The organism is Microbacterium murale, assembly GCF_014635185.1.
Classification (GTDB): domain Bacteria; phylum Actinomycetota; class Actinomycetes; order Actinomycetales; family Microbacteriaceae; genus Microbacterium; species Microbacterium murale.
On sequence record NZ_BMCM01000001.1, the window covers coordinates 413,332 to 435,141 of the forward strand.

The window sequence follows — 21,810 nt, forward strand, 5'->3', positions numbered from 1 at the left end:
CAGCTACGCTCGAACCCATGACCTCCTGGACCAGCAACGCCATCTCCCTGCTGGAAGCCGACGCCAACCGCAGCGCCGACACCCATCTGCACGTCTTCCCCCTGCCGATCGAGTGGGGCATCGACCTGTATCTCAAGGACGAGTCCGTGCATCCGACCGGCTCACTCAAGCACCGCCTCGCGCGCTCGCTGCTGCTGTACGGCCTGGTGAACGGGCGCATCAAAGAGGGCACGACCCTGGTCGAGGCATCCAGCGGGTCGACCGCCGTGTCAGAGGCGTACTTCGCACGGATGCTGGGACTCGACTTCGTCACGGTGGTGCCCCGATCGACCAGTCCCGAGAAGATCGCACTGATCGAGTTCTACGGCGGGCGCTGCCACTACGTCGACCGTGCGCCCGACATGTACGGCGAGGCCGAGCGTCTGGCGTCTGAATGCGGCGGCCATTATCTCGACCAGTTCAGCTACGCCGAGCGGGCGACCGACTGGCGCGGCAACAACAACATCGCCGAGAGCGTGTTCAGTCAGCTCTCGCGCGAACGGCATCCGATCCCCGAATGGATCGTGGTCGGCGCTGGAACCGGAGGAACGAGTGCGACCTTCGGCCGGTACGTCCGTTACCGCCAGCATCCCACCAAGGTCGCTGTCGTCGATCCTGAGGGATCCGCGTTCTACGGCGGCTGGAGCACCGGGGCCGCCGACTACACGACCGGCACACCCAGCCGCATCGAGGGCATCGGCCGACCCCGCGTCGAGCCGTCGTTCGTGCCGGGCGTGATCGACGAGATGCTGCAGATCCCGGATGCCGCATCCATCGCCGCCATCCGCCTTCTCAAGGAGCGCACCCTGCACTGGGCGGGTGGTTCGACGGGCACGAACCTCGTGGGCGCGTTCCAGCTCATCTCGCGGATGCGCGCCGCCGGCGTGACCGGCAGCGTCGTCACCCTGATCTGCGACGGCGGCGCCCGCTACGCCGGCACGTACTACTCCGACGAGTGGGTCGCATCCCAGGGCTGGGACCTCGCCCCGCACCGCGCCCAGCTCAACCGGTTCCTCGAGACCGGCACCTGGTAAGCCCCCGCTCCATCGATGGGGCGACGACGGCGGCGGGTGATCCGGCTACGCTGACGGCATGACCACTCTGATCCTCACCGTCGCCGGATCCGACCGCCCTGGCCTCGTCGCAGCCGTCGCCGATGTCGTCGACACCCACGGCGGAAACTGGGAGAACAGTCAGCTCAGCGAACTCGCCGGGGTCTTCGCCGGAGTCATCCAGGTGTCGGTGACACCCGAACGCCAGGACGAGCTCACCTCGGCGCTGCACGCCCTTGACGGGATGCTCACGGTCGCCGTGCACGCCGGGTCGGATTCCGCGCCTGCCGCCGCACGGCCGATATCGCTGCAGATCCTCGGAAACGATCGGCCAGGCATCGTCCGCGAGGTCTCCACGGTGCTGCAGGCGCATGGCGTCAGCATCGAGAAGATCGACACCGAGACCAAGGATGCCGCGATGGCCGGTGGCCGTCTGTTCGAGGCATCCGTGACGGCCGAGGTTCCGGCATCCGCCGACCTCGACGCGCTGCGCGCAGACCTCGAGCGCCTCACGTCCGAGCTTCAGGTCGACATCACCCTGACCTGAGCTGACCTTCGCCGAGACCCCAGGTTGCTACCGAGACCCCCTGCTGCAGGCGTGAACAAACGGGGGTCTCGACAAGAACCTGGGGTCTCGGCGGAAGTGGATCAGACCAGGCGGCGCTTCGGGGAGACTGAGTAGGTGTGCTCGGCGTCACGGTTGACCGTGTCGCCGAGCGCGGTGTCGATCGCGGCGAGCGTGTCGGCGTCGAGCGTCACGCCTGATGCCTTGACCGTCTCGGCGAGCTGCTCGGGGCGGGATGCTCCCACCAGCGCCGCCGCGACGTTCTTGTTCTGCAGCACCCAGGCGATCGCGAGCTGCGGCATCGAGAGTCCGGCCTGCTCGGCGATCGGCTTGAGCTTCTGCACGGCGGTGAGGATGTCGTCCTGCAGGTACCGCTTGATGAAGTCGGCGCCGCTGTGCGGGTCGGTCGCGCGTGAGCCGTCCGGCACGGGCTGTCCTGGCAGGTACTTTCCGCTGAGAACGCCCTGCGCCATGGGCGACCAGACGATCTGCGAGATGCCGAGCTCTTCGGATGCCGGTACGACCTTGCCCTCGATCACTCGATGCAGCATGGAGTACTCCGGTTGGTTCGAGATGAGCTGCACGCCGAGCTGCTTCGCCAGCGCGTGGCCTTCACGCAGCTGCTCTGCCGTCCACTCGCTGACGCCGATGTACAGCGCCTTGCCCTGCCGGACGACATCGGCGAATGCCTGGAACGTCTCCTCCAGCGGGGTCTCGTGGTCGAAGCGGTGCGCCTGGTAGAGGTCGACATAGTCGGTGCCGAGGCGCTTCAGCGATCCGTTGATCGACTCGAGAATGTGCTTGCGAGAGAGGCCGGTGTCGTTCGGGCCCTTGGGACCGGTCGGGAAATAGACCTTCGTGAAGATCTCGAGCCCTTCGCGGCGCTGACCCTCGAGCGCCTTGCCGAGCACGACCTCCGCGGCGGTGTTCGCGTAGGTGTCTGCGGTGTCGAACGTCGTGATGCCGGCATCCAGTGCCGCGTGCACGGTCTTCACCGCGGCGTCGTCGCCGACCTGTGATGCGTGAGTGACCCAGTTGCCGTAGGTGATCTCAGAGACCTTGAGACCGCTGTTGCCGAGATAGCGATAGTTGACCATGTCTCAACGCTAGCGGCTGACGAAACGACGTGGGTCGGCTCGGTCGTACTGTGTCACGCCTGCTGAGGAGACTGATGCTTGCGCAACCAGAATTCGGTCTGCGCGACGTGGCCGGCAGCGGCAGCCGACGCCGCCACCGGGTCTCGCGCTTCGAGACCACGCAGGATCGATCGATGTCCGGCGTCGGAGAGCAGCTTGATCTGCGCGGCGTCGTCGGTGGTGAAGATCCGGTACGCCCGCGAGCGAGATCGGAGCACGTCGAGCAGTGTGGCCAGGGCATCGTTGCCCGCGATGTCGGCGATCGCGGAGTGGAACTCGTTGTCCAGCTCGGAGAGCGCCTCATCGTCCGTGACCGCTTCCAATCGGTCCAGCAGAGCATCCAGTCGCGCGATCGTCTCCGGGTCGACCCTGGCCGCCGCGAGGCTGGCCGCATGTGCCTCGAGAGCGCGGCGCAGCTCGTACAGCTCGATGATCGAGTCCAGGGGCAGCAGGCCGACGGTGAGACCGAGCCCCTTGATCAGATCCGCGGCGTGCAGCTCGGAGACGTAGCTGCCGGATCCGTGCCGGGTGTCGATCACCCCGAGCGCAGACAGGGTGCGGATGGCCTCGCGCAGCGGCCCCCTCGAGACGCCGAGCCGTTCGCACAGTTCGCCCTCGCTGGGCAGCCGGTCGCCCGGGCGCAGATCGCCGTCGGCGATCAACGCACGCAGGCCGTGCAGTGCCGTCTCCATCGCGCCCATGCGCCTGCTCTCTCTCGGGCGCCGTCGTGCGCCGACCCACAGTCGGAGTCTGCCGCGCCGACACTGATGCACCAAGTTGTATTACGACTTTGCTAAATCTACGTCCTATAATCGCGTTTCTCGGCACTCTGTGGCAAAGTTGTGCAACAAGTTTCCTTTCAGTGATCTTCCCGAACGAGGCACCATGCAGCAGCCGACATCCATCATCGCCCCGGTGCAGCTGGCATCCGGCATGCGTGCCCGGGATGCCTGGCCCCTCGATCCCGCGATCATCCACCTCAATCACGGCTCGTTCGGCGCCGTGCCGACAGAGGTCGTCGAGCACCAGAACGCGCTGCGCGAGCAGGCCGACCGCAGCCCGGTCGGATGGTTCCCCCGCATCGCGGAGCACGTGGCGGATGCTCGCACCAGGGTCGCCCCGTTCGTCGGCGCCCGCGCAGAAGACACCGCGTTCGTGCCGAACGCCTCCGCCGCAGCGACGGTCGTCTATAACAGCCTCCGCCTCTCCCAAGACGACGAGATCCTCGTCACCGACCACGGGTACGGCGCGATCACGATGGGGGCGGCGCGTCTCGCACGTCGTTTCGGTGCGCAGGTGCGCGCCGTGCACATCCCGTTGTTCGCCACCGCCGAAGATGTGGTGGAGCTTTTCCGCCTGGCGATCACCGGCCGCACCCGCCTGATCGTCGTGGATCAGATCACGTCCCCCACCGCCCGCGTGCTCCCGACGGCTGAGATCAGCGCACTCGCGCGGGAGCGCGGCATCCGCGTGCTCGTCGACGGCGCGCACGCGCCGGGTCTCGTCGCCGATGCCGCGACGGTCGGCGGCGGTGACTGGTGGTTCGGCAATCTGCACAAGTGGCCCTGCGCCCCACGCGGTTCTGCGGTGCTCGTCACGGCCGATCCCGACCGCCAGGATCTCTGGCCGCTCATCGACTCCTGGGGTGCGCCTGAGCCCTTCCCCGGCCGCTTCGACACGCAGGGCACGATCGACGCGACCACGTACATCAGCACGCCGGCCGCCATCGAGTTCATCGAGCGGGAGTACACCTGGGAGCGCACGCGCACCACGATGCGCGAACTCGCCGACCTCGGCGCGCGGATGATCGCCGACGCCGTGCAGCCGTATGTCGCAGACGACGCACTCGTGCAGCTGCCCGCAGCCGTCGACGCCATGCGGCTGATCCGCCTTCCCGACGGACTGGGCAAGACCCGCGAAGAAGCCGACGATCTGCGCATGACGCTGTTCGACCGTGTCGGCGTCGAGACCGCGTTCACGAGCTTCGAAGGCCGCGGTTATTACCGCCTCTCCGTGCACCTCTACACCGAGGTGAGCGACTTCGAGGCGTTCGTCGAGCGCTGCATACCGGAGATCCTCCGCGCGGCCGAGGCCGCAACATCCTGACCTGAATACCCCCGAGAAAGCACCACACACGAAAGAGGTACGTCATGAAGCGCACTCGTCTGACGACGATCGCCGGCGTGGGCACAGTCGCCCTGCTGGCTCTGACCGCATGCTCCGGCGGCGGCTCCGATTCCTCCGCCGAGGGCGGCGACGTCGAACTGCAGATGGTCGAGAGCCTGACCAACCCCGCGCGCACCGAGCTGCTGCGCGGCCTGCTCGACGACTTCGAGGCCGAGAACCCCGGCGTCACGGTCAAGCTGGTCTCGCCGCCCACGGAGCAGGCCGACCAGACCATCCAGCAGATGCTGCAGTCCGGCTCCGGTGTCGACGTGCTCGAAGTGCGCGACATCACCGTCGGCCCGTTCTCGAACAACGGCTGGCTGTACGACATGAGCGACGACCTCAAGAGCTGGGACGGCTGGGATGCCCTGACCGACAACGCGAAGGCCGCCGCCGAGGGCGATGGCGAGAGCTACTTCGTCCCGTACGGCTTCTACGGCCTGTCGCTGTTCTACCGCACCGACCTCGTGGAGGAGGCCGGTTTCGACGGGCCGCCCACCAGCTGGGAAGAGCTCCTCGAGCAGGCATCCGCGATCCAGGACCCGGCGAACAACACCTACGGCTACGCGTTCCGCGGCGGCCAGAACGGCAACACGAACGTCGTCGCCGCCATCGAGGCCTACCTCGTCGACGACCTCGATCCGAGCGATGCCTTCCGCCTCGAAGACGGTTCGACGATCTTCGCGGCGCCTGAAGCGCAGGATGCCGTCGACACGTACTTCGACCTGTTCGAGCAGGGTTCGCCGCCTTCTGCCGTGTCGTGGGGCTACCCCGAGATGGTCGCCGGCTTCACGAACGGCTCGACCGCGTTCCTGCTGCAGGACCCAGAGGTCATCGCGACCGTGCAGGAATCCAACCTCACCGAGGACCAGTGGGACACCGCACCGCTGCTGACCGGTCCTGACGGCAAGGCGGCGCAGCCGCTTGCGGTCGCCGGCTGGGGTGTCGCCGAGGCGAGCACGCACAAGGCGGAGGCCGTGGAGCTGGTCGAGTTCCTCTCCTCCGCCGAGCCCGCCACCGAGTTCGCCCAGGCCAACAGCCTCGTGCCGATCATCGCCGCCGCATCCGACGACGAGTTCTACTCGACGGGTCCGTGGACCAGCTACGTGACGATGACCGAGAACCCGGACACCTACGTCAACGTGCAGCAGCCGCGTGGCGTCAGCTGGTGGACCGAGTGGATCCAGAAGTCCGATCAGGACGTGCAGAACGTGTTGCTGGGCAACATGACCACGAAGGAACTGCTCGAGTCGTGGGACGCGTACTGGGTCGAGAAGTACGCCTCTGAAGAGGGCTGATCATGACAGTGCTGACGCGTGCGGGGCGCTCCACCGATGAATCCGGTGGAGCTGCCCCGGCGCGGCCGGGGAAGAAGGTCTTCCGCAGTCGTCACGCCTGGACGATCCTCGCCTTCCTCGCCCCCGCCATCCTGTTCGTCTGCTGGTTCACGTACTACCCGATGCTGCAGGGCGTGCGCATGGCGTTCCACGACTGGAACCTGTGGGATCTCACCTCCACCCCCTTCGTCGGGTTCGACAACTTCACACGTATCTTCAGCGACCCGGTGTTCCCCCAGGTCGCGTGGAACTCGGTGCTGTGGGTCGTCGGATCGCTGGTGCCGCAGTTCGTCATCGGCTTCCTGATCGCCCTCGCCCTGCGCACCCGGTTCCGCTTCCGCGGCGTGTACCAGGCGCTCGTGTTCTTCCCGTGGGCGGTATCCGGCTTCCTGATCGGGATGCTGTTCCGCTGGATGTTCAACGCGGAGTTCGGTGTCATCAACGACCTGCTGATGAAGGCCGGGCTGATCGACGCCCCGCTGCCGTGGCTGGCCGATCCGAAGCTCGCGATGGTCGCGGTGATCGTGGCGAACATCTGGTACGGCGTGACGTTCTTCGCGATCATGATCCTCGCCGCGTTGCAGTCCGTCCCGGACGAGATGCTCGAGGCCGCGAGCCTCGACGGTGCAGGCAAGCTCCGTCAACTGTTCTCAGTGATCATCCCGTACATCCGGATGACCCTGATGCTGACCGTGCTGCTGCGCGTGATCTGGATCTTCAACTTCCCCGACATCATCTGGGCGATGACGAGGGGCGGGCCTGCGAACCAGACCCACATCATCACCACCTGGATGATCAACTACACCCAGCAGGGCAACTACGGCATCGCCAGCGCGATCGGTCTGATCGTCGTCGGGTTCCTGTTCGTGTTCTGCGCCTTCTACCTGATGGCGATGAGGAGGGCGAACCGATGAGCGCCACCGCACAGATGGTCCTTCCGGCCGGCACACGACAACGGCCGATCGGACGCCGCAAGAAGAAGATCTCCGGCCTCGGCATCCTGCGCTTCGTCGGACTCGCCGTCTGGCTGCTGATCACGCTGTTCCCGCTGTACTGGATCGCGCTGACCTCGTTCAAGGCTCCGGCCACGGTCAACGTGTACCCGATCGAGTACTGGCCGAGCCAGCCGTCGATGCAGAACTACGCCAACCTGTTCGAGACGAGCAGCTTCGGGGTGTTCCTCGCGAACTCCGCGATCGTGGCGCTGATCGCCGGTGTCACGAGCACGTTCATCGCGCTGCTGAGTGCGTTCGTGATCGCGCGGTTCGAGTTCCGCAGCAAGGGCGCGGTGCTGATCGCGTTCCTGCTCACGCAGATGATCCCCGCGTTCATCGCGCTCGGTCCGCTGTACTCGATGATGGCCGACCTCGGCCTGGTCGACAACAAGTTCGGACTGATCCTCGTCTACGTCGCGATCTGCATCCCGTTCTCCACCGTCATGCTGCGGGGTTTCTTCGAGAACGTCCCCGTGGCGCTCGAGGAGGCGGCGATGATCGACGGATGCTCGCGCCTCGGCGCGCTGTTCCGCGTGCTCGTGCCGGTCATGACCCCCGGCATCATCGCGGCGTTCATCTTCAACTTCGTGAACTGCTGGAACGAGCTGTTCCTCTCGGTCGTGCTGATGCACTCCGAGGAGAATCGCACTGTCCCCGCGGCGCTGAACGGCTTCATCTCGACGTTCAACGTCGACTGGGGTTCGATGTCGGCTGCCGCCGTCGTCACGATCCTTCCGACGATGGTGCTCTTCGCTCTCGCGAGCAAGTGGATCGTCCAGGGCCTGACGGCGGGAGCCGTCAAGGAGTGAACCGCCCCGTCAGGACCGGGCGTCGACGCGCGCCCGGTCCGCGGTGCGCACGGCGAGCTTCTCGCCGAGTTCGCGAATCTCCGCGGCAAGGAGGTCGCGTTCCTTCGTGTCGGACTCGTACACGTAGGTCGTGGATCCGTGCGTCGCTCCGCTGTACGTCACGATCCCGCGCTCGATCTGCGCGTGGACGGCCTCGGGGATCCGATGGCGCTCGAAGCTCTCCTCGTCGTCGCCGGCGACGATGACCAGATGGATCGTCAGGCGATCCAGCATCCCGAACTGCGCGGCACCCGGCGTCGGGTCGTACGCCCACTTGCCGACGAACACCCGGTCGATCCACCCTTTGAGCAGCGCGGGCATCGACCACCAGTACATCGGGAACACGAGGATCAGGTGCTCTGCCCGATCGATGCGCTCCTGCTCGGCGACGATCTCTGCCGGCACTTCACCCCTGCCGCGGTACAGCTCCAGATCGGCATCCGTGAACCTCGGGTCGAAGTCCTCGGCGGCGAGGTCGGCGAACTCCACCTCGCCACCGGCCGCCCGGATCGCGTCGAACGCCGCACGCGCGGTGCCGTGGGTCAGTGATTCGCGATCGGGGTGCGAGACGACGACGAGACTGCTCATGGACTTCCTCCGGTAGAGTTGTTATGTACTAAGCGTAGGTTACTGATGGTACATAAGACAAGGAGGTGCCGGATGCCGCGACAGAGGCTGTCTCGAGAGGACAGGTACAGCCAGCTGATCGACGTCTCGTGGGCGCTCGTGCGCTCAGAGGGCGCGGACGCCCTGACGCTCGGCCGCCTCGCCGAACGAGCCGGCGTCGCGAAGCCGGTCGTCTACAGTCATTTCGCCTCCCGCGCCGCTCTGCTGGCCGCCCTCTTCACAGAATTCGACGGTCGCCAGACGGCGATGCTCGAGGAGTACCTGGACGCCGCCGATGAGTCTCTGCACGGACGCGCGCGGGCCATCGCCGACTCGTACGTCGAATGCGCGCTCGCCCAGGGGCGAGAGTTGACCGGCGTGCTCGCCGCCTTGGAAGGCTCACCGGAGCTCGAGCAGGTCAAGCGCGAATCAGAGCGTGCCTACTCCGCGCGGTGCCGGGAGATCCTCACTCCGTTCGGCGGCGCAGATGGCGTGCGGCCCGCGTCGTTGACCGCCGTCTTCGGGGCCGCGGATGCTCTCTCGCAGGCGGCGGTGACGACTGCTCTCCCCGCCGATCAGGCGAAGGAAGAACTCTCCGCTCTCATCGTCACGGTCATCGGCAGGGACTGACCCGCCTCGCCCTGCTGCTCAGGTCGCCTGCGTGGCGGGCTGCTCGGTCACGATCGCGGCCCGGTCGCGGAAGCCGTCGGCGGTGACCTTGTCGAGCGCCACCTGCTTGCGGATCGCAGCCGTCTTCTCGTACAGCGATGGCTCGCCGAAGCTCGTGAGAACCTTCACGAGCACCGGCAGCAGTTCGATCATGAAGAACAGGGCGGCGATGAGCCAGTGCGCCCAGAGGATCGCCGGTTCCTTCTCGGACAGGCGGTTCAGGCCGCTGATCTGGCTGAGCAGGCCCGTGGCCCCGGCGTTGCCGCCGGCGACGGCATCCGCCCTCGCGTTGTAGGCGGCGAGAGCCTGGTCATAGCCGTCCCTCGCGGCCGGAAGCTGAGTCTGCGCCTGCTCGCGGTTCTGCGACTCGGACGCCGAGGTGTTCTCCTTCGCGGCGGTGCCCGCGGATTCCAGCGCGTCGTTCGCATCGCGCTGCTGCGCGGCGAGAGCGTCATAGGTCTGCTGCGCCTCGGCGAGCTGCGCCTCGGCGGCGTCGGAGCTCGCGCCCTCGCCGTTCACGCCGGTGCAGCCTGGCACGGTACCGGCGCCCTCACCGGTGAGCTCGCACTGGTACAGCGCACGCGCCTGGTCGATGACAGCCTGCTGGTCGGCCATCTTGGCGTTGAGGTCGTCGACTGTCGCCTGGGCTGCGGATTCGCTGGCGGATGAGGAGTCGGTGCCGGCGACGATCCCGGTGGCGGCCTGGTTCTCCAGCGTCGCGACGCGGTCGGATGCCGCATCGAGCGCCAGCTTCTCCGGACCGGATTCCAACGCCTCCTGGTCGGACTGCGCCTGGACGATGTTGGTCGCGGCGACCTCGCGGGAGATGTCGTTGTGGAAGATCTGCAGCACGAGCGGCTCGGCGACGACGAAGCCGATGATCACGGCCATGATCACACGAGGGATCGCGAGACCGATGAGCTTCCAGACGTTGCGGGTCGACGTCATGGTCGAGGTGAGGAACCGGTCGAGGTTGAAGATGATCAGCGCCCAGATCATCGCCAGCGGAACCGCGAGCCAGATGATCGCCTGCACGCCGGTCGTGAGCGCGAAGAGCATCGAGATCGCCGAGACGAGTGCGGTGCCGGCGAGCACGAAGAACATCTGCACGAAGCGCGAGGTCTCCCCCGGCACGCGGTCGAGGATCTCGCCGTCGGCGCCGCCCAGGATCGCGAGAGTGCGCAAACGCGAACCCGGCGTACGGGGACGACGCGGGCGGCGGATGCGCTGCTGCCGCTCGGGCTTCACGCGCGTGGCGGTGGTGGGTGCGGCATCCGGCTCCGCGGGAGCCTGGCGCTGCGGCGTCGTTCCGATGAAGGGGTCGTCATCGACGCTCCCGGCATCGGCGACGGGAACGTCTTCGCCGTCGGTCGCGTCGTCGACCGACGTGGAGTCGGAACCGGTGGGCTCGAACTCGCGCAGGAAGTCGAGGTCATCGGTGTCGGCGTTCGAGTCGTCGTCGAGGATGATCTGACCCTGCGAGTCGAGTCGACCCGGTCGATGGGCGGAGTAGGGCATCAGGACAACTTACGGAAGAGCGCCTGTGGGCGCGGTGCGAAACCCCTGCGAGCGGCTCACAGGTTCTGGTGCCTGCCGCCTCAGGCCATCGCGGCCGCGGCGACCTCGTCCTCGGTGGTGGCCACGAGCTGACCGCACGCGCCGTCGATCTCCTTGCCGCGGGTGTCGCGGAGGGTCGTCGGCACGCCGGCGTCGTTGAGGCGCCGCACGAACTCGTTCGTGACCTCGCGGGTGGATGCCGTCCACACCGACTCCGGAGTCGGGTTGAGCGGGATCGGGTTCACGTGCACCCAGCCGCGGCCTCGAGCGTTGAGCTTCTCCGCCAGGAGGTCGGCGCGCCATCCGTGGTCGTTCATGTCCTTGATCAGTGCGTATTCGATCGAGACGCGGCGTCCGGTCTTCTCGTAGTACTCGCGCGCGGCATCCAGCGCCTCATCGACCTTCCACTTCGAGTTCACCGGGATGAGCTCGTCGCGCAGGTGGTCGTCGGGTGCGTGCAGAGAGAGCGCGAAGGTGACGGGGATGCCTTCGTCGGCGAGCTTGCGGATGGCCGGCACCAGGCCGACTGTCGACACCGTGATGCCGCGAGCGCTCATGCCGAGGCCGTGCGGCTGCTCTGCGACCATCGTGCGGACGGCATCCATCACGCGCTTGTAGTTGGCGAGCGGCTCGCCCATGCCCATGAACACGATGTTCGAGACGCGCTCCATGCTGTGGTCGTCGGACTTCTTGCCGCCGAGGCCGCCCTCGGCGATCAGGCGGTTCGCGCGGACGATCTGCTCGATGATCTCGGCGGACGACATGTTGCGGGTCAACCCCGCCTGGCCGGTGGCGCAGAACGGACAGTTCATGCCGCATCCGGCCTGACTCGACACGCACAACGTGATGCGCCCCGGGTAGCGCATCAGCACCGACTCGACGAGAGCACCGTCGTGCAGTCGCCAGAGGAATTTGATCGTGTCGCCCTTGTCGGTCTCGAGCCGGCGCACCTCGGTGAGCAGAGGCGGCAGCATGCCGGCGACGAGCTCCTCGCGCTGAGCGGCAGGCAGGTCGGTCATCTCGGCCGGGTCGGACGTGTAGTGCGTGAAGTAGTGCGTCGACAGCTGCTTCGCGCGGAACCCGGGAAGGCCGAGCTCCTTGACCTTCTCGATGCGCTCTTCGACTGTGAGGTCGGCGAGGTGAACCGGCGGCTTGCCGCGCTTCGGGCTCGCGAACTGCAGCAGCGGGCGCCCCGACTCGTCCTTCTTCTGCGTCCAGCCCTCGGTGCGGGGGCGCACCTGCGGGGCGGCGGATGCCGTCTTCGTAGCGGCGGGACCCGTCGAGCGGATGCGGGAAGACTCAGTCATGTCTCCAAGGGTACGCGGTGGCGGGTGGGAAGCGGCTGGTCGCCGTCTTGTCACTACAACCTGCGCGATGCGCGAGAATGGAAGCGTCACCGATCGAGGAGCTCCCATGACCGACCGTCTCGCCCGTGCCCGTGCCACCGGCGTTCTCGCCGTACTGCGCGCCCCCTCCCCCGAGCAGGCGCTCGATGCGGCCGAAGCGATCATCCGCGGCGGCGTCGCCGGCATCGAGGTCACCTACTCCACGCCGGACGCTCCGGCCGTCATCCGCGAGCTCATCGCCCGTCACGGCGACACCGCGTATATCGGCGCCGGCACCGTGACGACGCTCGAGCAGGCGACGGCAGCTGCGGATGCGGGTGCCGAGTTCCTCGTGAGCCCCGGCACACTGCCCGATCTCACCCGCGCGATGCTCGACACCGGACGCGTCGTGATGACGGGAGCGATGACCCCGACCGAGGTCATGGGCGCACTCGCACTCGGTGTCGACGTCGTGAAGATCTTCCCCGCGTCCCTCGGCGGTCCCTCCTACCTCGGAGCCCTGCGCGGACCGTTCCCCGATGCTCCGCTCATGCCCACCGGTGGCGTGAAGCCCGACAACCTCGCCGAGTGGTTCGCCGCGGGCGCGGTAGCCGTCGGAGCGGGCGGCGACCTCGCGAACTCCGCATCGATCAAGGCCGGCGACTGGGCCGACCTCACGACGCGCGCCGAAGCCTTCGCCGCGGCGTTCGCCGCCGTACGCGGCTGAGCGTGCCCGAACTTCTCCCCTGGGCGTGGGTCGTCCTGGGGCTCGCCGCGCTCACGATCGGCCTCGCGAAGACCGCGATCCCCGGTGGCGGCATCCTGCCCGTCGCGCTTTTCGCGGCCGTGCTTCCGGCGCGGACATCGACCGCCGCGCTGCTGCTCCTGCTGATCGTCGGCGACATGTTCGCACTGATCGCGTATCGGCGGCATGCGCATTGGCCGACGCTGCTGCGGCTGGCGCCGGCTGTGGTCGCGGGCCTGGTGGCGGGGTTCGCCTTCCTCGCGCTCGGAGACGACAGCATCGTGCGCCGCGCGATCGGTGTGATCCTGCTCGCCATGATCGCCGTGACGCTGTGGCGCCGCTGGCGCCAGCGCAAGACGGATGCCGCGGCCGCCGAGCACGGCATCGTGGTCGCGTCGACCTACGGCGCGCTGGCCGGCTTCACGACGATGGTCGCGAACGCCGCGGGTCCGGTGATGTCGATGTACTTCCTCGCGATGCGCACACCGGTGCAGGTGTTCCTCGGCACCTCGGCGTGGTTCTTCGCGATCGTGAACCTCGTGAAAGTGCCCTTCCTCGCGGGTATCGGCCTGTTCGACGGCCAGGTGCTGCTGATGGATGCTGTGCTGGTCCCGTTCGTCGTCGTCGGCGCGCTCGTCGGAGTGCGCGTGGCGCGGAGGATGAAGCAGCAGGTGTTCGACTGGATCGTGATCACCCTCACGATCGTCGGCGCCGTCTACCTGCTGCTCTGAAGTCCGTCCGCTGCTCGCAGCCTCAGCCGAGGAAGATGTCGGGGAACAGCCGGGCGTCGGGGGTACCGGGCACGGCGGCGTAGCCGGAGAAGTCGGTCACACCGTCGGCCTCCAGCACGTCCTCCACGATCAGGCTCTGCCCGGTGTACTCGGCAGCGGTCTTCGTGAGAACGGCGTACGCGGCATCCGCATAGATCTGCGGTGTGCGGCTCGCAGCCATCACCTTGTCGCCGCCGAGCAGGTTCTGCACCGCCGCGGTCGCGATCGTCGTGCGCGGCCACAGCGTGTTCGCGGCGATCCCGTCGGAGGCGAACTCCGCTGCGAGTCCGAGCGTGACCATCGTCATGCCGAACTTCGCCAGCGAGTAGCCGGTGTGTGCGCCGAGCCACTTCGGGGTGGGATTCAGCGGCGGCGAGAGCGACAGGATGTGCGGGTTCGAGGCCTCGCGCAGCTGCGGGATCGCCGCACGCGACAGCATGAACGTGCCGCGCACGTTGACGTCCTGCATCAGGTCGTATTTCTTCGCACCGAGGTCGAGCGAACGCGACAGATCAATGACGCTGGCGTTGTTGAGCACGATGTCGATGCCGCCGAACTCGCCCTGCGTCTTCATGACGGCCTCGGTGATGTCATCGTCCTCGCGCACGTCGCCGACGATGGGCAGCGCGTTGCCGCCGGCCGCCCTGATCTGCTCGGCGGCCGTGTGGATCGTGCCCTCGAGCTTCGGATGCGGGGTGTCGGTCTTGGCGAGCATCGCGATGTTCGCGCCGTCCGCCGCCGCGCGCAGCGCGATCGCCAGTCCGATGCCGCGGCTGCCGCCCGACATCAGGATCGTCTTGCCTGCGAGGTTGCTCATGCTGCTCCTTCTTCTGCGTTCGGGTCGCACTTTCCGTCGCTTTCCGACGCTGCGAGCGGCAGAAACTGCGACCTCAAAGTGCGGATCACTTCGGCGCCATCCGGATCGCGCCGTCCAGGCGGATCGTCTCGCCGTTCAGATAGTCGTTCTCGATGATGCTCATGGCCAGTGCCGCGTACTCGGCGGGGCGCCCCAGCCGGGCGGGATACGGCACCTGCTGCCCGAGCGACAGCTGTGCGGCTTCGGGTAGGCCTGCGAGCATCGGCGTCTCCATGATGCCAGGAGCGATCGTGCAGACCCGGATGCCGTAGCGGGCGAGCTCGCGCGCGATCGGCAGCGTCATGGCATGCACGCCGCCCTTCGACGCCGAGTACGCCGGCTGGCCGATCTGGCCGTCGAACGCGGCGACGGATGCCGTGTTGACGATGACGCCGCGATCGCCCGAGTCGGAGGGGTCGTTCTTCGCGATCACTGCGGATGCCTGCGAGGTGACGTTGAACGTGCCGACGAGGTTGATGCGGATCACCCGTTCGAAGTCCGCGAGGACCACGGGAATGCCATCGCGATCGAGCACCTTCGCCGGCGGGGCGATGCCGGCGCAGTTCACGACGATGCGCAGCGGCGCCACGTCGTTCGCGGCGGCGACGGCGGACGCGGCATCCTCGGGGCTCGTCACGTCACCGGGGGCGAACGCTCCGCCCAGCTCAGCGGCGAGCTCCGCGCCCTGAGATGAAGGAAGATCGAGCAGTGTGACGTGCGCGCCGGCGGCGGCGAGCGCGCGTGCGGCGGCGAGGCCGAGGCCTGAGGCGCCACCTGTGATCAATGCTCCGGATCCCTGGACCTGCATGTGTTCTCCTTCGAACGGCTGTGCAACTCAGTTCCAGCATACGCAGTTCTCAGTCCCACCCTGGCGTCATAGCGCGAACGGGTGTTGGGTGGAGGTATGCAACTGCGTCGCAAGCGAGCCTACGACACCCCTGCGGCGGCGGATGGCTTCCGTGTGCTGGTGGATCGGCTGTGGCCGCGAGGTCTCGCGAAGGATAAGGCCGAGATCGACCTGTGGGCCAAGGACACGGCACCCAGCCCCGATCTGCGCAAGGCCTGGCATGCGGCATCCGACGACGACTGGAACGACTTCGCCGACCGCTACCGTACAGAACTCGCGAACGAGTCGGCCCCCGCGCTCGAGAACCTCGCCGCAGACCTGAAGCAGCACGGTGTCGTCACGCTCGTCTACGCCGCCCACGACGTGGAGCACAACCATGCCGTCGTGCTCGAACAGGCACTGAGTGAACTGCTGTGAGCATCCCCTCCACACACATCGAAGTACCCTCGCGCGTGCGCGAGCTGGCCTGTCGCGCGACGCTCGCGCCGGTGTGGCACAACAACATCGGCGGGCTCACGTTCCGCACCGACGACGAACGCTTCATCAAGTACGGTCCTCTCGACGCCGAGGCGAACATGCGCGATGAGGCTGAGCGGATGCGGTGGGCATCCCGATGGACAGCCGTGCCGGAGGTGATCGACCAGGGACAGGATGAGTCCCACGAATGGCTCGTCACGGTCGCCGTCCCCGGCGAGAGCGCTGTGGCACCGCGGTGGATCGCCGAGCCCGCAACGGCCGTGAGGGCCGTGGGCGAAGGTCTGAGGGCGCTGCACGACGCACTGCCGGTCGGCGAGTGTCCGTGGAGTTGGGGCGTGCCGGAGCGTGTCGCCAACGCCGAGGCCCGTGGCATCCACGTCCCCGACGCGATGCGCGACGCGCCCCCGATGGATACGCTCGTCGTCTGCCATGGCGACGCGTGCGTGCCGAACACCCTGCTGGATGCCGACGGTCGGTGGCTCGCGCACGTCGACCTCGCCGCACTCGGTACAGCCGATCGTTGGGCCGACATCGCCGTGGCATCCATGAGCACGACCTGGAACTACGGCCCTGGGTGGGACGACGCGCTCATCGAGGCCTACGGCGTCGAGCCCGACCGTGAGCGGCTGGCCTACTACCGCGATCTGTGGAATGCGACGTGATGGCCCATCCGATCATGTTCCAGGACGACGACCCGCTGCTGGCGAGGGTCCGCACCATCGCGCTCGCCTTTCCCGAGGCTGAGGAGAAGATCAGTCACGGGCGCCCGGCGTTCTTCACGCAGAAGGTGTTCTGCTACTTCGGCGGCTCCGTGCGCATCGATCAGGAGTGGGTCGCCCATGATGCGGCGATCATGGTGCGCCCCGACCCCGCCGACGATCCGGCTCTGCGTCAGGATCCACGGTTCTGGGTTCCCGCCTACCTCGGCCCCTCTGGTTGGCTCGGCATCGACCTCGACGCTGAGAAGGAAGGCGCCGACACGGACTGGCAGGAGATCGCCGAGCTCATCGACGCCTCGTACCGCGTGACCGCGCCCCGGCGACTCGTGCGGGAGCTCGACGCGCGCTGAGACGCCGCTCCTGACGTGAAACACCATTGCAGGCGTGGTGTCTCACGCAGCGCGTGGTGTCTCAGCTCCAGACGAACCGGAACGTGCCCAGCAGCACGGCCGCCGCCAGAGCGAGCGCCATGATCACCGCGCCACCGAGCAGCGCGACGCCGTCGCGCGCGTGCAGGCGCGACGGGCGGGACCAGGTGCGCGGGATGTCGGACCCGAACCCGCGCGCCTCCATCGCCATCGCCAGCTTCGTACCGCGCCTGACCGCGAAGACGAGCAGCACGAAAGCCATCGAGAAGAACCGCCTGAGCGCTCCGCGATCTCCGACGCCGCGTGCACGGCGGGCGAGGCCCATCGTGCGCCAGTCGTCGAGGAACAGCCCCAGCATCCTGGTCCCGGCGAGCACGCCGAGCACGAACCGGCTGGGCAGCTTCGCGACCTGCGCGAGAGCATCGGCCAGCTCGGTCGGATCCGTGCGACCGAACAGCAGGATCGTCGGCAGCCCCAGCGCCAAGACTCGGAGGCTCACGGCAATCGCGAGACTGACCGAGTCCTCACTGATGGTCGCGAAGCCGAAACTCCAGTAGATGCGTCCGGCCGGTTCCGCATACAGCAGCATGCTGAGCCCGGCGACGGGCGCGAAGATCACAAGCGGAAGCAGACGCTTCAACACCGTGCCCCATCGCAGACCGGTGAGCGGCAGGCACAGCAGTTGCAGTCCGATCGCGACGAGACCGCTCACGACGTCGATCGACGCGAACAGCGGCACGGACAGGAGCAGTGCGAGCACCACCTTCGTCACAGGATTCACACCGTCGAGCCACGCGCGGCGCACCGTCTCGATTTCGATGCCTGTGCTCACGCGGCCGGCTCCAACACGATCCGATGCCCGCCGACGTGACGGATCACGCCCTCATCGTGCGTCACGGCGACGACCGAGGTGCCCGATGCGATCTCCTCCTGCAGCAGTGCGACCAGCTCGATCCAGCCACGCCGATCCTGTCCGAACGTGGGCTCGTCGAGCACGATCACCTCTGGGGATGCCGCGAGCACTGTCGCGACGGACAGTCGACGCTTCTGCCCGCCGGACAGGGTGAACGGGTTCGCGAGAGCGAGATCCGACAGGTGCAGGCGCTCGAGTAGCGCGTCGACGACGGATGCGGTGCGCGCGGCATCCCAACCCAGTGCCTTCGGTCCGACGCTGAGTTCGTCATGCAGGGTCTGGGTGAGGAACTGGTGCTCCGGCTCCTGGAAGACCGTGCCGATGCGCGTGAGCAGCTCGCGCGACGTCCACCGGAACGGTCGATGTCCGCCGCGTCCCGCAAGAGGCGAGGCAGCGACGACCTCACCCTTGTGCTCCGGGATGAGACCGGCGAGTGTGAGCGCGAGCGTCGACTTGCCGACGCCGTTCGGGCCCGTGATGACCGTCGCGCTCCCTCGCGGCACGCGGACGTCGAGCCCGGATTGCACGACGGTGCGCGAGGTGCGGGCGATCGCGAGGCCGGTCGCGGAGAGAACGGACTCGGCCGCATCCGGAGCCGCGGGAAGCACCGACAGTTCGATGTCCTGGTCGGGCACCCACACCCCGGCATCCGCCAGCGCGTGCCCGTGCTCGGCGAACACCTGCGCGGGCGAGCCGTCGGCGAGAAGACCACCGTCGGCGGCGAGGACGATGACGCGGGTCATCAGGCCCACCCAGACCGGAGTGCGGTGTTCGACGACGATCAGCGTCGCACCCGTGGCATCGACGACCCGCTCGACGCTCGCGCGCACCTCAGCGACGCCTTCAGGGTCGAGGTTCGCTGTCGGCTCGTCGAGCAGCAGCAGCCCCGGCCGCATGGCCAGCACACCGGCGAGCACCAGACGCTGCTTCTGTCCGCCGGAGAGTGCTTCAGTAGGACGACGCAGCGGCACGTCCAAGCCCACGGCCTCGAGTGCCTCCGTCACGCGCGCGGGGATCTCGGATGCTGGAACGCCGAGGTTCTCGCATCCGAACGCGACGTCGTCGCCGACCTTCGACAGCACGATGCCGGCATCCGGCTCCTGCATGACGAGGCCCGCCTTCCCTCGTCGCGACTCGGGAGCGGCGCCGTCGATCAGAAGCGACCCGGTGCGCTCGCCCTCGTCAGCGTCGCCGAGCACCCCTGCGAGCCCGGCGAGCATGGTCGACTTGCCCGCACCGGATGCGCCGAGCAGCAGCACGCGCTCGCCCGGCTCGATCGTGAAGGAGACGTCGCTGACAGCGGGGCGCTTCCGTCCGGCATAACGCCAGCCCCAGCCCGCAGCCTGCACGCGGGCCGGGGTGGCATCGGTCATGCTCAGACCTCGCGCGCGAGTTCTCTGCCCGCGGCGAAGCGGCTGAGCGCTCCGGTCTTCGCCAGTGCACGCACGAGCAACCAGCCGACGACGCCGGCGAGGATCGCGCCCGAGACGGCGACGCACACGAGGTAGATCGTGTTGAACTCGAGGGACTTGAGGATGTTCGGCGAACTGCCGTAGAACAGCTCGAACACCCATGCGGCGACGGCTGCGCCGACACCGGCGAGGGCTGCGACACCGATCCCGAACCGGCGATACAGGAACAGCGCGAAGATGAGCTCGGCGCCGAGACCCTGCACGAGGCCGGACAGGACCGTCGAGACGCCCCAGACGTTGCCGATGAGCATCGAGACGATCGCGGCGACCACCTCGACGACGAGGGCAGCGCCCGGCTTGCGGATCACGAGGCCGCCGATGACACCACCGATCAGCCAGATTCCGACGGCGACACCGCCCAGCCCGGGGGTCACGGCATCCGCAGCCCCGAACCATGCGCCGCCAACGACGTTCCAGCCCCAGAACAGCAGCCCGATCGCGACGCCGAGGACGGCGGCGACGACGATGTCGACGACGCGCCAGCGCCAGGGATTCGCGCCGGTGCCGGTGGATGTGGCGTGGGGCGTGCGTGTAGACGTGCTCATTTGAACTCCTCCCTGCGCTGGCATGACCCAGATCAGGTTCGACGGTCGAAGCGCTGGTCGCTCCCTCTCAGCCCGGCTCGCCGGACTCCCGTGGTTGTGCTGACGATCATACCCAGGTTCGAAAACGTCTGCGCCGGCTCGCAGCACCGTGCAGCGCGGGCGCAGCGCGTGGACCGCGTGAACGCGCGGTGCGGCACCGGATTCGGTAGCGTGAACAGGTGACCATTGATGACGCGACGCCCGAGACCGGGACTCTCACCCGGCGTGAGCTTCGTGCGGGCACGGGCGCTACCGAGACGGTGCGCCCGCCGGCCCTGCCCTTCAGCGATACGGCGAGCACGTCGGCCCCTGATGCTGCCGACCTCGACCCGGTGACGGATGCCGTTCTCGCCGCGGACGAGCCCACGGCATCCGCCGCTTCCACAGTGCAGTGGGCCGACAGGAACCAGCCGGCGACCGTGTTCACCTGGCTCGATGTCGACACCGTCGAAGAGAGCACCCGTCCTGCCGATCTCGATCGGATAACGATGCGAGAGACCGGTCCGGATCTGCTCGCTGATGCGCGACTGCGTCCGACGCTGTTGCGTGCGCGCTGGCTGGTGCCGATCGTCGCAGTCGCCGCCCTGGTGCTGGCGTACGCGGCGACTGTGTTGTTGTGGCCGCTGCACGAGGTGCCCCCGACCGTCGAGGCCGTCGAGTTCGAGACTGTCGCCGCGCAGATCGCGGCTCCCGCGTGGCCGGTCGCCGGCAGCGCGGGCGTGGGCATCGCAGGGCTCTCATCGGTCACGTCATCTGCGGACGCCGTATCGATCGCCAGCGTGACGAAGGTGGTCACAGCCCTGATGGTGCTGGATCGGATGCCGCTTCAGCTCGGTGAGCAGGGACCCGAGTTCGCCTTCAGCTACAGCGACAGCGTCGAGTACTGGGATTACCGTCGCGCGGATCAGTCGGCACTGGATGTGCCGGTCGGCGGAGTACTCACCGAATATCAGTTGCTGCAGGGCACCCTGCTCGGGTCTGCGAACAACTACGTCGACCGCCTGGCACGCGAGATCTGGGGCTCGGATGCCAGCTTCGCGGATGCCGCGGCGAGGTGGCTCGCCGACCGCGGGCTCTCCGGCATCACGGTCGTGACACCGTCGGGCTTCGATGAGGGCAATGTCGCCACTCCCGAGGCCCTGCTGCAGCTCGGCGAGCGTGCGATGCAGAACCCGGTGTTCGCGGAGATCGTCGGAACGGTCAGCGTGGACATCCCGGGTGCCGGCGTCGTCACGAACACGAACGGGATGCTCGCAGACCCTGGTGTCGTCGGCATCAAGACAGGAACGCTCGTGGGGTGGAGCATGCTCACCGCGAAAGATGTCACGATCGGCGACACGACCGTCCATCTTTACGCCGCAGTGCTGAATCAGGGCGACGACGCCGAGCGTCTCGCGGTGACCCGTTCCCTGTTCGCCGACGCCGAGGCCGCACTCGAGGCGATGGCACCTGCGGTTCCGTCCGGGACTGTCGTCGGTACGGTCGACACCCTGTGGGGTGCGAGCGTCGATCTCGTCACGGACGAAGACGCGACTGTGCTGCTGTGGAATGGGGCGGCTGCCGGCGCCAGCGCGACGCTCGCTCTCGGCGACGAGGAGCAGCGTGACGCCGGCGATGAAGCGGGCACGCTCAGCGTGAGCGGCCCCCTGGATGCCGTGGATGTCGGCGTCTCTCTGTCGGATGAACTGTCGGGCCCGAGTCCGTGGTGGCGTCTGACGCATCCGTTCGAGCTTCTCGGTGTTGTGGCCGGCTGACGCGCAGCCG

At 67.7% G+C, this 21,810-nt stretch carries 23 protein-coding genes and 1 riboswitch; of the genes, 13 read left to right on the forward strand and 10 right to left on the reverse strand.

Annotated features, from left to right (window positions below; genetic code table 11):
- The first annotated feature begins 17 nt into the window (after positions 1–17).
- Complete coding sequence (gene cds1 / locus IEV67_RS01945; protein WP_188434847.1) at positions 18–1,073, forward strand: L-cysteine desulfhydrase Cds1; 1,056 nt, start codon at positions 18–20, stop codon at positions 1,071–1,073.
- A 58-nt stretch (positions 1,074–1,131) separates the two neighbouring features.
- Positions 1,132–1,638 (forward strand): glycine cleavage system transcriptional repressor, encoded by a 507-nt coding sequence (locus IEV67_RS01950; RefSeq protein WP_188434848.1) that lies wholly within the window; start codon positions 1,132–1,134, stop codon positions 1,636–1,638.
- A 101-nt stretch (positions 1,639–1,739) separates the two neighbouring features.
- Here IEV67_RS01950 and IEV67_RS01955 read toward each other — a convergent pair whose 3' ends face one another.
- Together IEV67_RS01955 and IEV67_RS01960 are read right to left on the reverse strand one after the other, a co-directional pair.
- Positions 1,740–2,753: an aldo/keto reductase family protein gene (locus IEV67_RS01955; RefSeq protein WP_188434849.1), complete on the reverse strand. Its 1,014-nt coding sequence runs from the start codon at positions 2,751–2,753 to the stop codon at positions 1,740–1,742.
- A 53-nt stretch (positions 2,754–2,806) separates the two neighbouring features.
- On the reverse strand, positions 2,807–3,493 hold the full coding sequence (locus IEV67_RS01960; protein ID WP_188434850.1) for a FadR/GntR family transcriptional regulator: 687 nt from the start codon (positions 3,491–3,493) through the stop codon (positions 2,807–2,809).
- A 184-nt stretch (positions 3,494–3,677) separates the two neighbouring features.
- Between IEV67_RS01960 and IEV67_RS01965 the strand changes: the two genes are divergently transcribed.
- Genes IEV67_RS01965 through IEV67_RS01980 form a run of 4 tightly spaced genes read left to right on the forward strand, consistent with a single transcriptional unit; the run spans position 3,678 to position 8,099 of the window.
- Positions 3,678–4,898: an aminotransferase class V-fold PLP-dependent enzyme gene (locus IEV67_RS01965; RefSeq protein WP_188434851.1), complete on the forward strand. Its 1,221-nt coding sequence runs from the start codon at positions 3,678–3,680 to the stop codon at positions 4,896–4,898.
- Between the two features lie 44 nt (positions 4,899–4,942).
- Positions 4,943–6,256 carry an ABC transporter substrate-binding protein gene (locus tag IEV67_RS01970; RefSeq protein WP_188434852.1) on the forward strand — a complete coding sequence of 438 codons (1,314 nt, stop codon included), beginning with the start codon at positions 4,943–4,945 and terminating at the stop codon, positions 6,254–6,256.
- 2 nt (positions 6,257–6,258) lie between these two features.
- A complete protein-coding gene (locus IEV67_RS01975; RefSeq protein ID WP_188434853.1) occupies positions 6,259–7,209 on the forward strand; it encodes a carbohydrate ABC transporter permease in 951 nt (316 codons plus the stop codon).
- The gene (locus IEV67_RS01980; RefSeq protein WP_229702634.1) at positions 7,206–8,099 is read left to right on the forward strand and encodes a carbohydrate ABC transporter permease; all 894 of its coding nucleotides are present in this window, start codon (positions 7,206–7,208) and stop codon (positions 8,097–8,099) included. The genes IEV67_RS01975 and IEV67_RS01980 overlap by 4 nt, the downstream gene beginning before the upstream one ends.
- 9 nt (positions 8,100–8,108) lie before the next feature.
- On the opposite strand, the gene IEV67_RS01985 is transcribed toward IEV67_RS01980, so the two are convergent.
- A complete protein-coding gene (locus tag IEV67_RS01985) occupies positions 8,109–8,726 on the reverse strand; it encodes an NAD(P)H-dependent oxidoreductase (RefSeq protein ID WP_188434854.1) in 618 nt (205 codons plus the stop codon).
- 72 nt (positions 8,727–8,798) lie between these two features.
- On the opposite strand from IEV67_RS01985, the gene IEV67_RS01990 reads away from it, so the two are divergent.
- Positions 8,799–9,374, forward strand: a complete 576-nt coding sequence (locus tag IEV67_RS01990; protein WP_188434855.1) for a TetR/AcrR family transcriptional regulator — start codon at positions 8,799–8,801, stop codon at positions 9,372–9,374.
- An 18-nt stretch (positions 9,375–9,392) separates the two neighbouring features.
- Here IEV67_RS01990 and IEV67_RS01995 read toward each other — a convergent pair whose 3' ends face one another.
- Together IEV67_RS01995 and rlmN are read right to left on the reverse strand one after the other, a co-directional pair.
- Complete coding sequence (locus IEV67_RS01995) at positions 9,393–10,931, reverse strand: DUF4407 domain-containing protein (RefSeq protein WP_188434856.1); 1,539 nt, start codon at positions 10,929–10,931, stop codon at positions 9,393–9,395.
- Between the two features lie 80 nt (positions 10,932–11,011).
- The gene (rlmN, locus tag IEV67_RS02000) at positions 11,012–12,277 is read right to left on the reverse strand and encodes a dual-specificity RNA methyltransferase RlmN (RefSeq protein WP_188434857.1); all 1,266 of its coding nucleotides are present in this window, start codon (positions 12,275–12,277) and stop codon (positions 11,012–11,014) included.
- 106 nt (positions 12,278–12,383) lie between these two features.
- Between rlmN and IEV67_RS02005 the strand changes: the two genes are divergently transcribed.
- Both IEV67_RS02005 and IEV67_RS02010 read left to right on the forward strand, forming a co-directional pair.
- Complete coding sequence (locus IEV67_RS02005; RefSeq protein ID WP_188434858.1) at positions 12,384–13,022, forward strand: bifunctional 4-hydroxy-2-oxoglutarate aldolase/2-dehydro-3-deoxy-phosphogluconate aldolase; 639 nt, start codon at positions 12,384–12,386, stop codon at positions 13,020–13,022.
- Between the two features lie 2 nt (positions 13,023–13,024).
- A complete protein-coding gene (locus IEV67_RS02010) occupies positions 13,025–13,771 on the forward strand; it encodes a sulfite exporter TauE/SafE family protein (RefSeq protein ID WP_188434859.1) in 747 nt (248 codons plus the stop codon).
- A 22-nt stretch (positions 13,772–13,793) separates the two neighbouring features.
- On the opposite strand, the gene IEV67_RS02015 is transcribed toward IEV67_RS02010, so the two are convergent.
- Both IEV67_RS02015 and IEV67_RS02020 read right to left on the reverse strand, forming a co-directional pair.
- The gene (locus IEV67_RS02015; protein WP_188434860.1) at positions 13,794–14,627 is read right to left on the reverse strand and encodes an SDR family oxidoreductase; all 834 of its coding nucleotides are present in this window, start codon (positions 14,625–14,627) and stop codon (positions 13,794–13,796) included.
- A gap of 85 nt (positions 14,628–14,712) precedes the next feature.
- Entirely contained in the window at positions 14,713–15,474 is a 762-nt protein-coding gene (locus tag IEV67_RS02020) for an SDR family NAD(P)-dependent oxidoreductase (RefSeq protein ID WP_188434861.1), read from the reverse strand.
- Positions 15,475–15,570: 96 nt separating this feature from the next.
- Between IEV67_RS02020 and IEV67_RS02025 the strand changes: the two genes are divergently transcribed.
- The 3 genes from IEV67_RS02025 to IEV67_RS02035 are packed head-to-tail and all read left to right on the forward strand — an operon-like array spanning position 15,571 to position 17,059.
- Entirely contained in the window at positions 15,571–15,930 is a 360-nt protein-coding gene (locus IEV67_RS02025) for a DUF488 domain-containing protein (RefSeq protein ID WP_188434862.1), read from the forward strand.
- The gene (locus IEV67_RS02030; RefSeq protein ID WP_188434863.1) at positions 15,927–16,652 is read left to right on the forward strand and encodes an aminoglycoside 3'-phosphotransferase; all 726 of its coding nucleotides are present in this window, start codon (positions 15,927–15,929) and stop codon (positions 16,650–16,652) included. Before IEV67_RS02025 ends, IEV67_RS02030 begins: the two co-directional genes overlap by 4 nt.
- Entirely contained in the window at positions 16,652–17,059 is a 408-nt protein-coding gene (locus tag IEV67_RS02035) for an MmcQ/YjbR family DNA-binding protein (RefSeq protein WP_188434864.1), read from the forward strand. The genes IEV67_RS02030 and IEV67_RS02035 overlap by 1 nt, the downstream gene beginning before the upstream one ends.
- 61 nt (positions 17,060–17,120) lie before the next feature.
- On the opposite strand, the gene IEV67_RS02040 is transcribed toward IEV67_RS02035, so the two are convergent.
- The 3 genes from IEV67_RS02040 to IEV67_RS02050 form a co-directional block, all read right to left on the reverse strand.
- Positions 17,121–17,909: an energy-coupling factor transporter transmembrane component T family protein gene (locus IEV67_RS02040; protein WP_188434865.1), complete on the reverse strand. Its 789-nt coding sequence runs from the start codon at positions 17,907–17,909 to the stop codon at positions 17,121–17,123.
- The gene (locus IEV67_RS02045) at positions 17,906–19,363 is read right to left on the reverse strand and encodes an ABC transporter ATP-binding protein (RefSeq protein WP_188434866.1); all 1,458 of its coding nucleotides are present in this window, start codon (positions 19,361–19,363) and stop codon (positions 17,906–17,908) included. The genes IEV67_RS02040 and IEV67_RS02045 overlap by 4 nt, the downstream gene beginning before the upstream one ends.
- Positions 19,364–19,365: 2 nt before the next feature.
- Positions 19,366–20,007, reverse strand: a complete 642-nt coding sequence (locus IEV67_RS02050) for an ECF transporter S component (RefSeq protein WP_188434867.1) — start codon at positions 20,005–20,007, stop codon at positions 19,366–19,368.
- A riboswitch (TPP riboswitch) is annotated at positions 19,998–20,109 on the reverse strand. It overlaps the preceding gene by 10 nt.
- A gap of 116 nt (positions 20,110–20,225) precedes the next feature.
- On the opposite strand from IEV67_RS02050, the gene IEV67_RS02055 reads away from it, so the two are divergent.
- Positions 20,226–21,800: a D-alanyl-D-alanine carboxypeptidase family protein gene (locus IEV67_RS02055; protein ID WP_188434868.1), complete on the forward strand. Its 1,575-nt coding sequence runs from the start codon at positions 20,226–20,228 to the stop codon at positions 21,798–21,800.
- Positions 21,801–21,810: the final 10 nt, after the last annotated feature.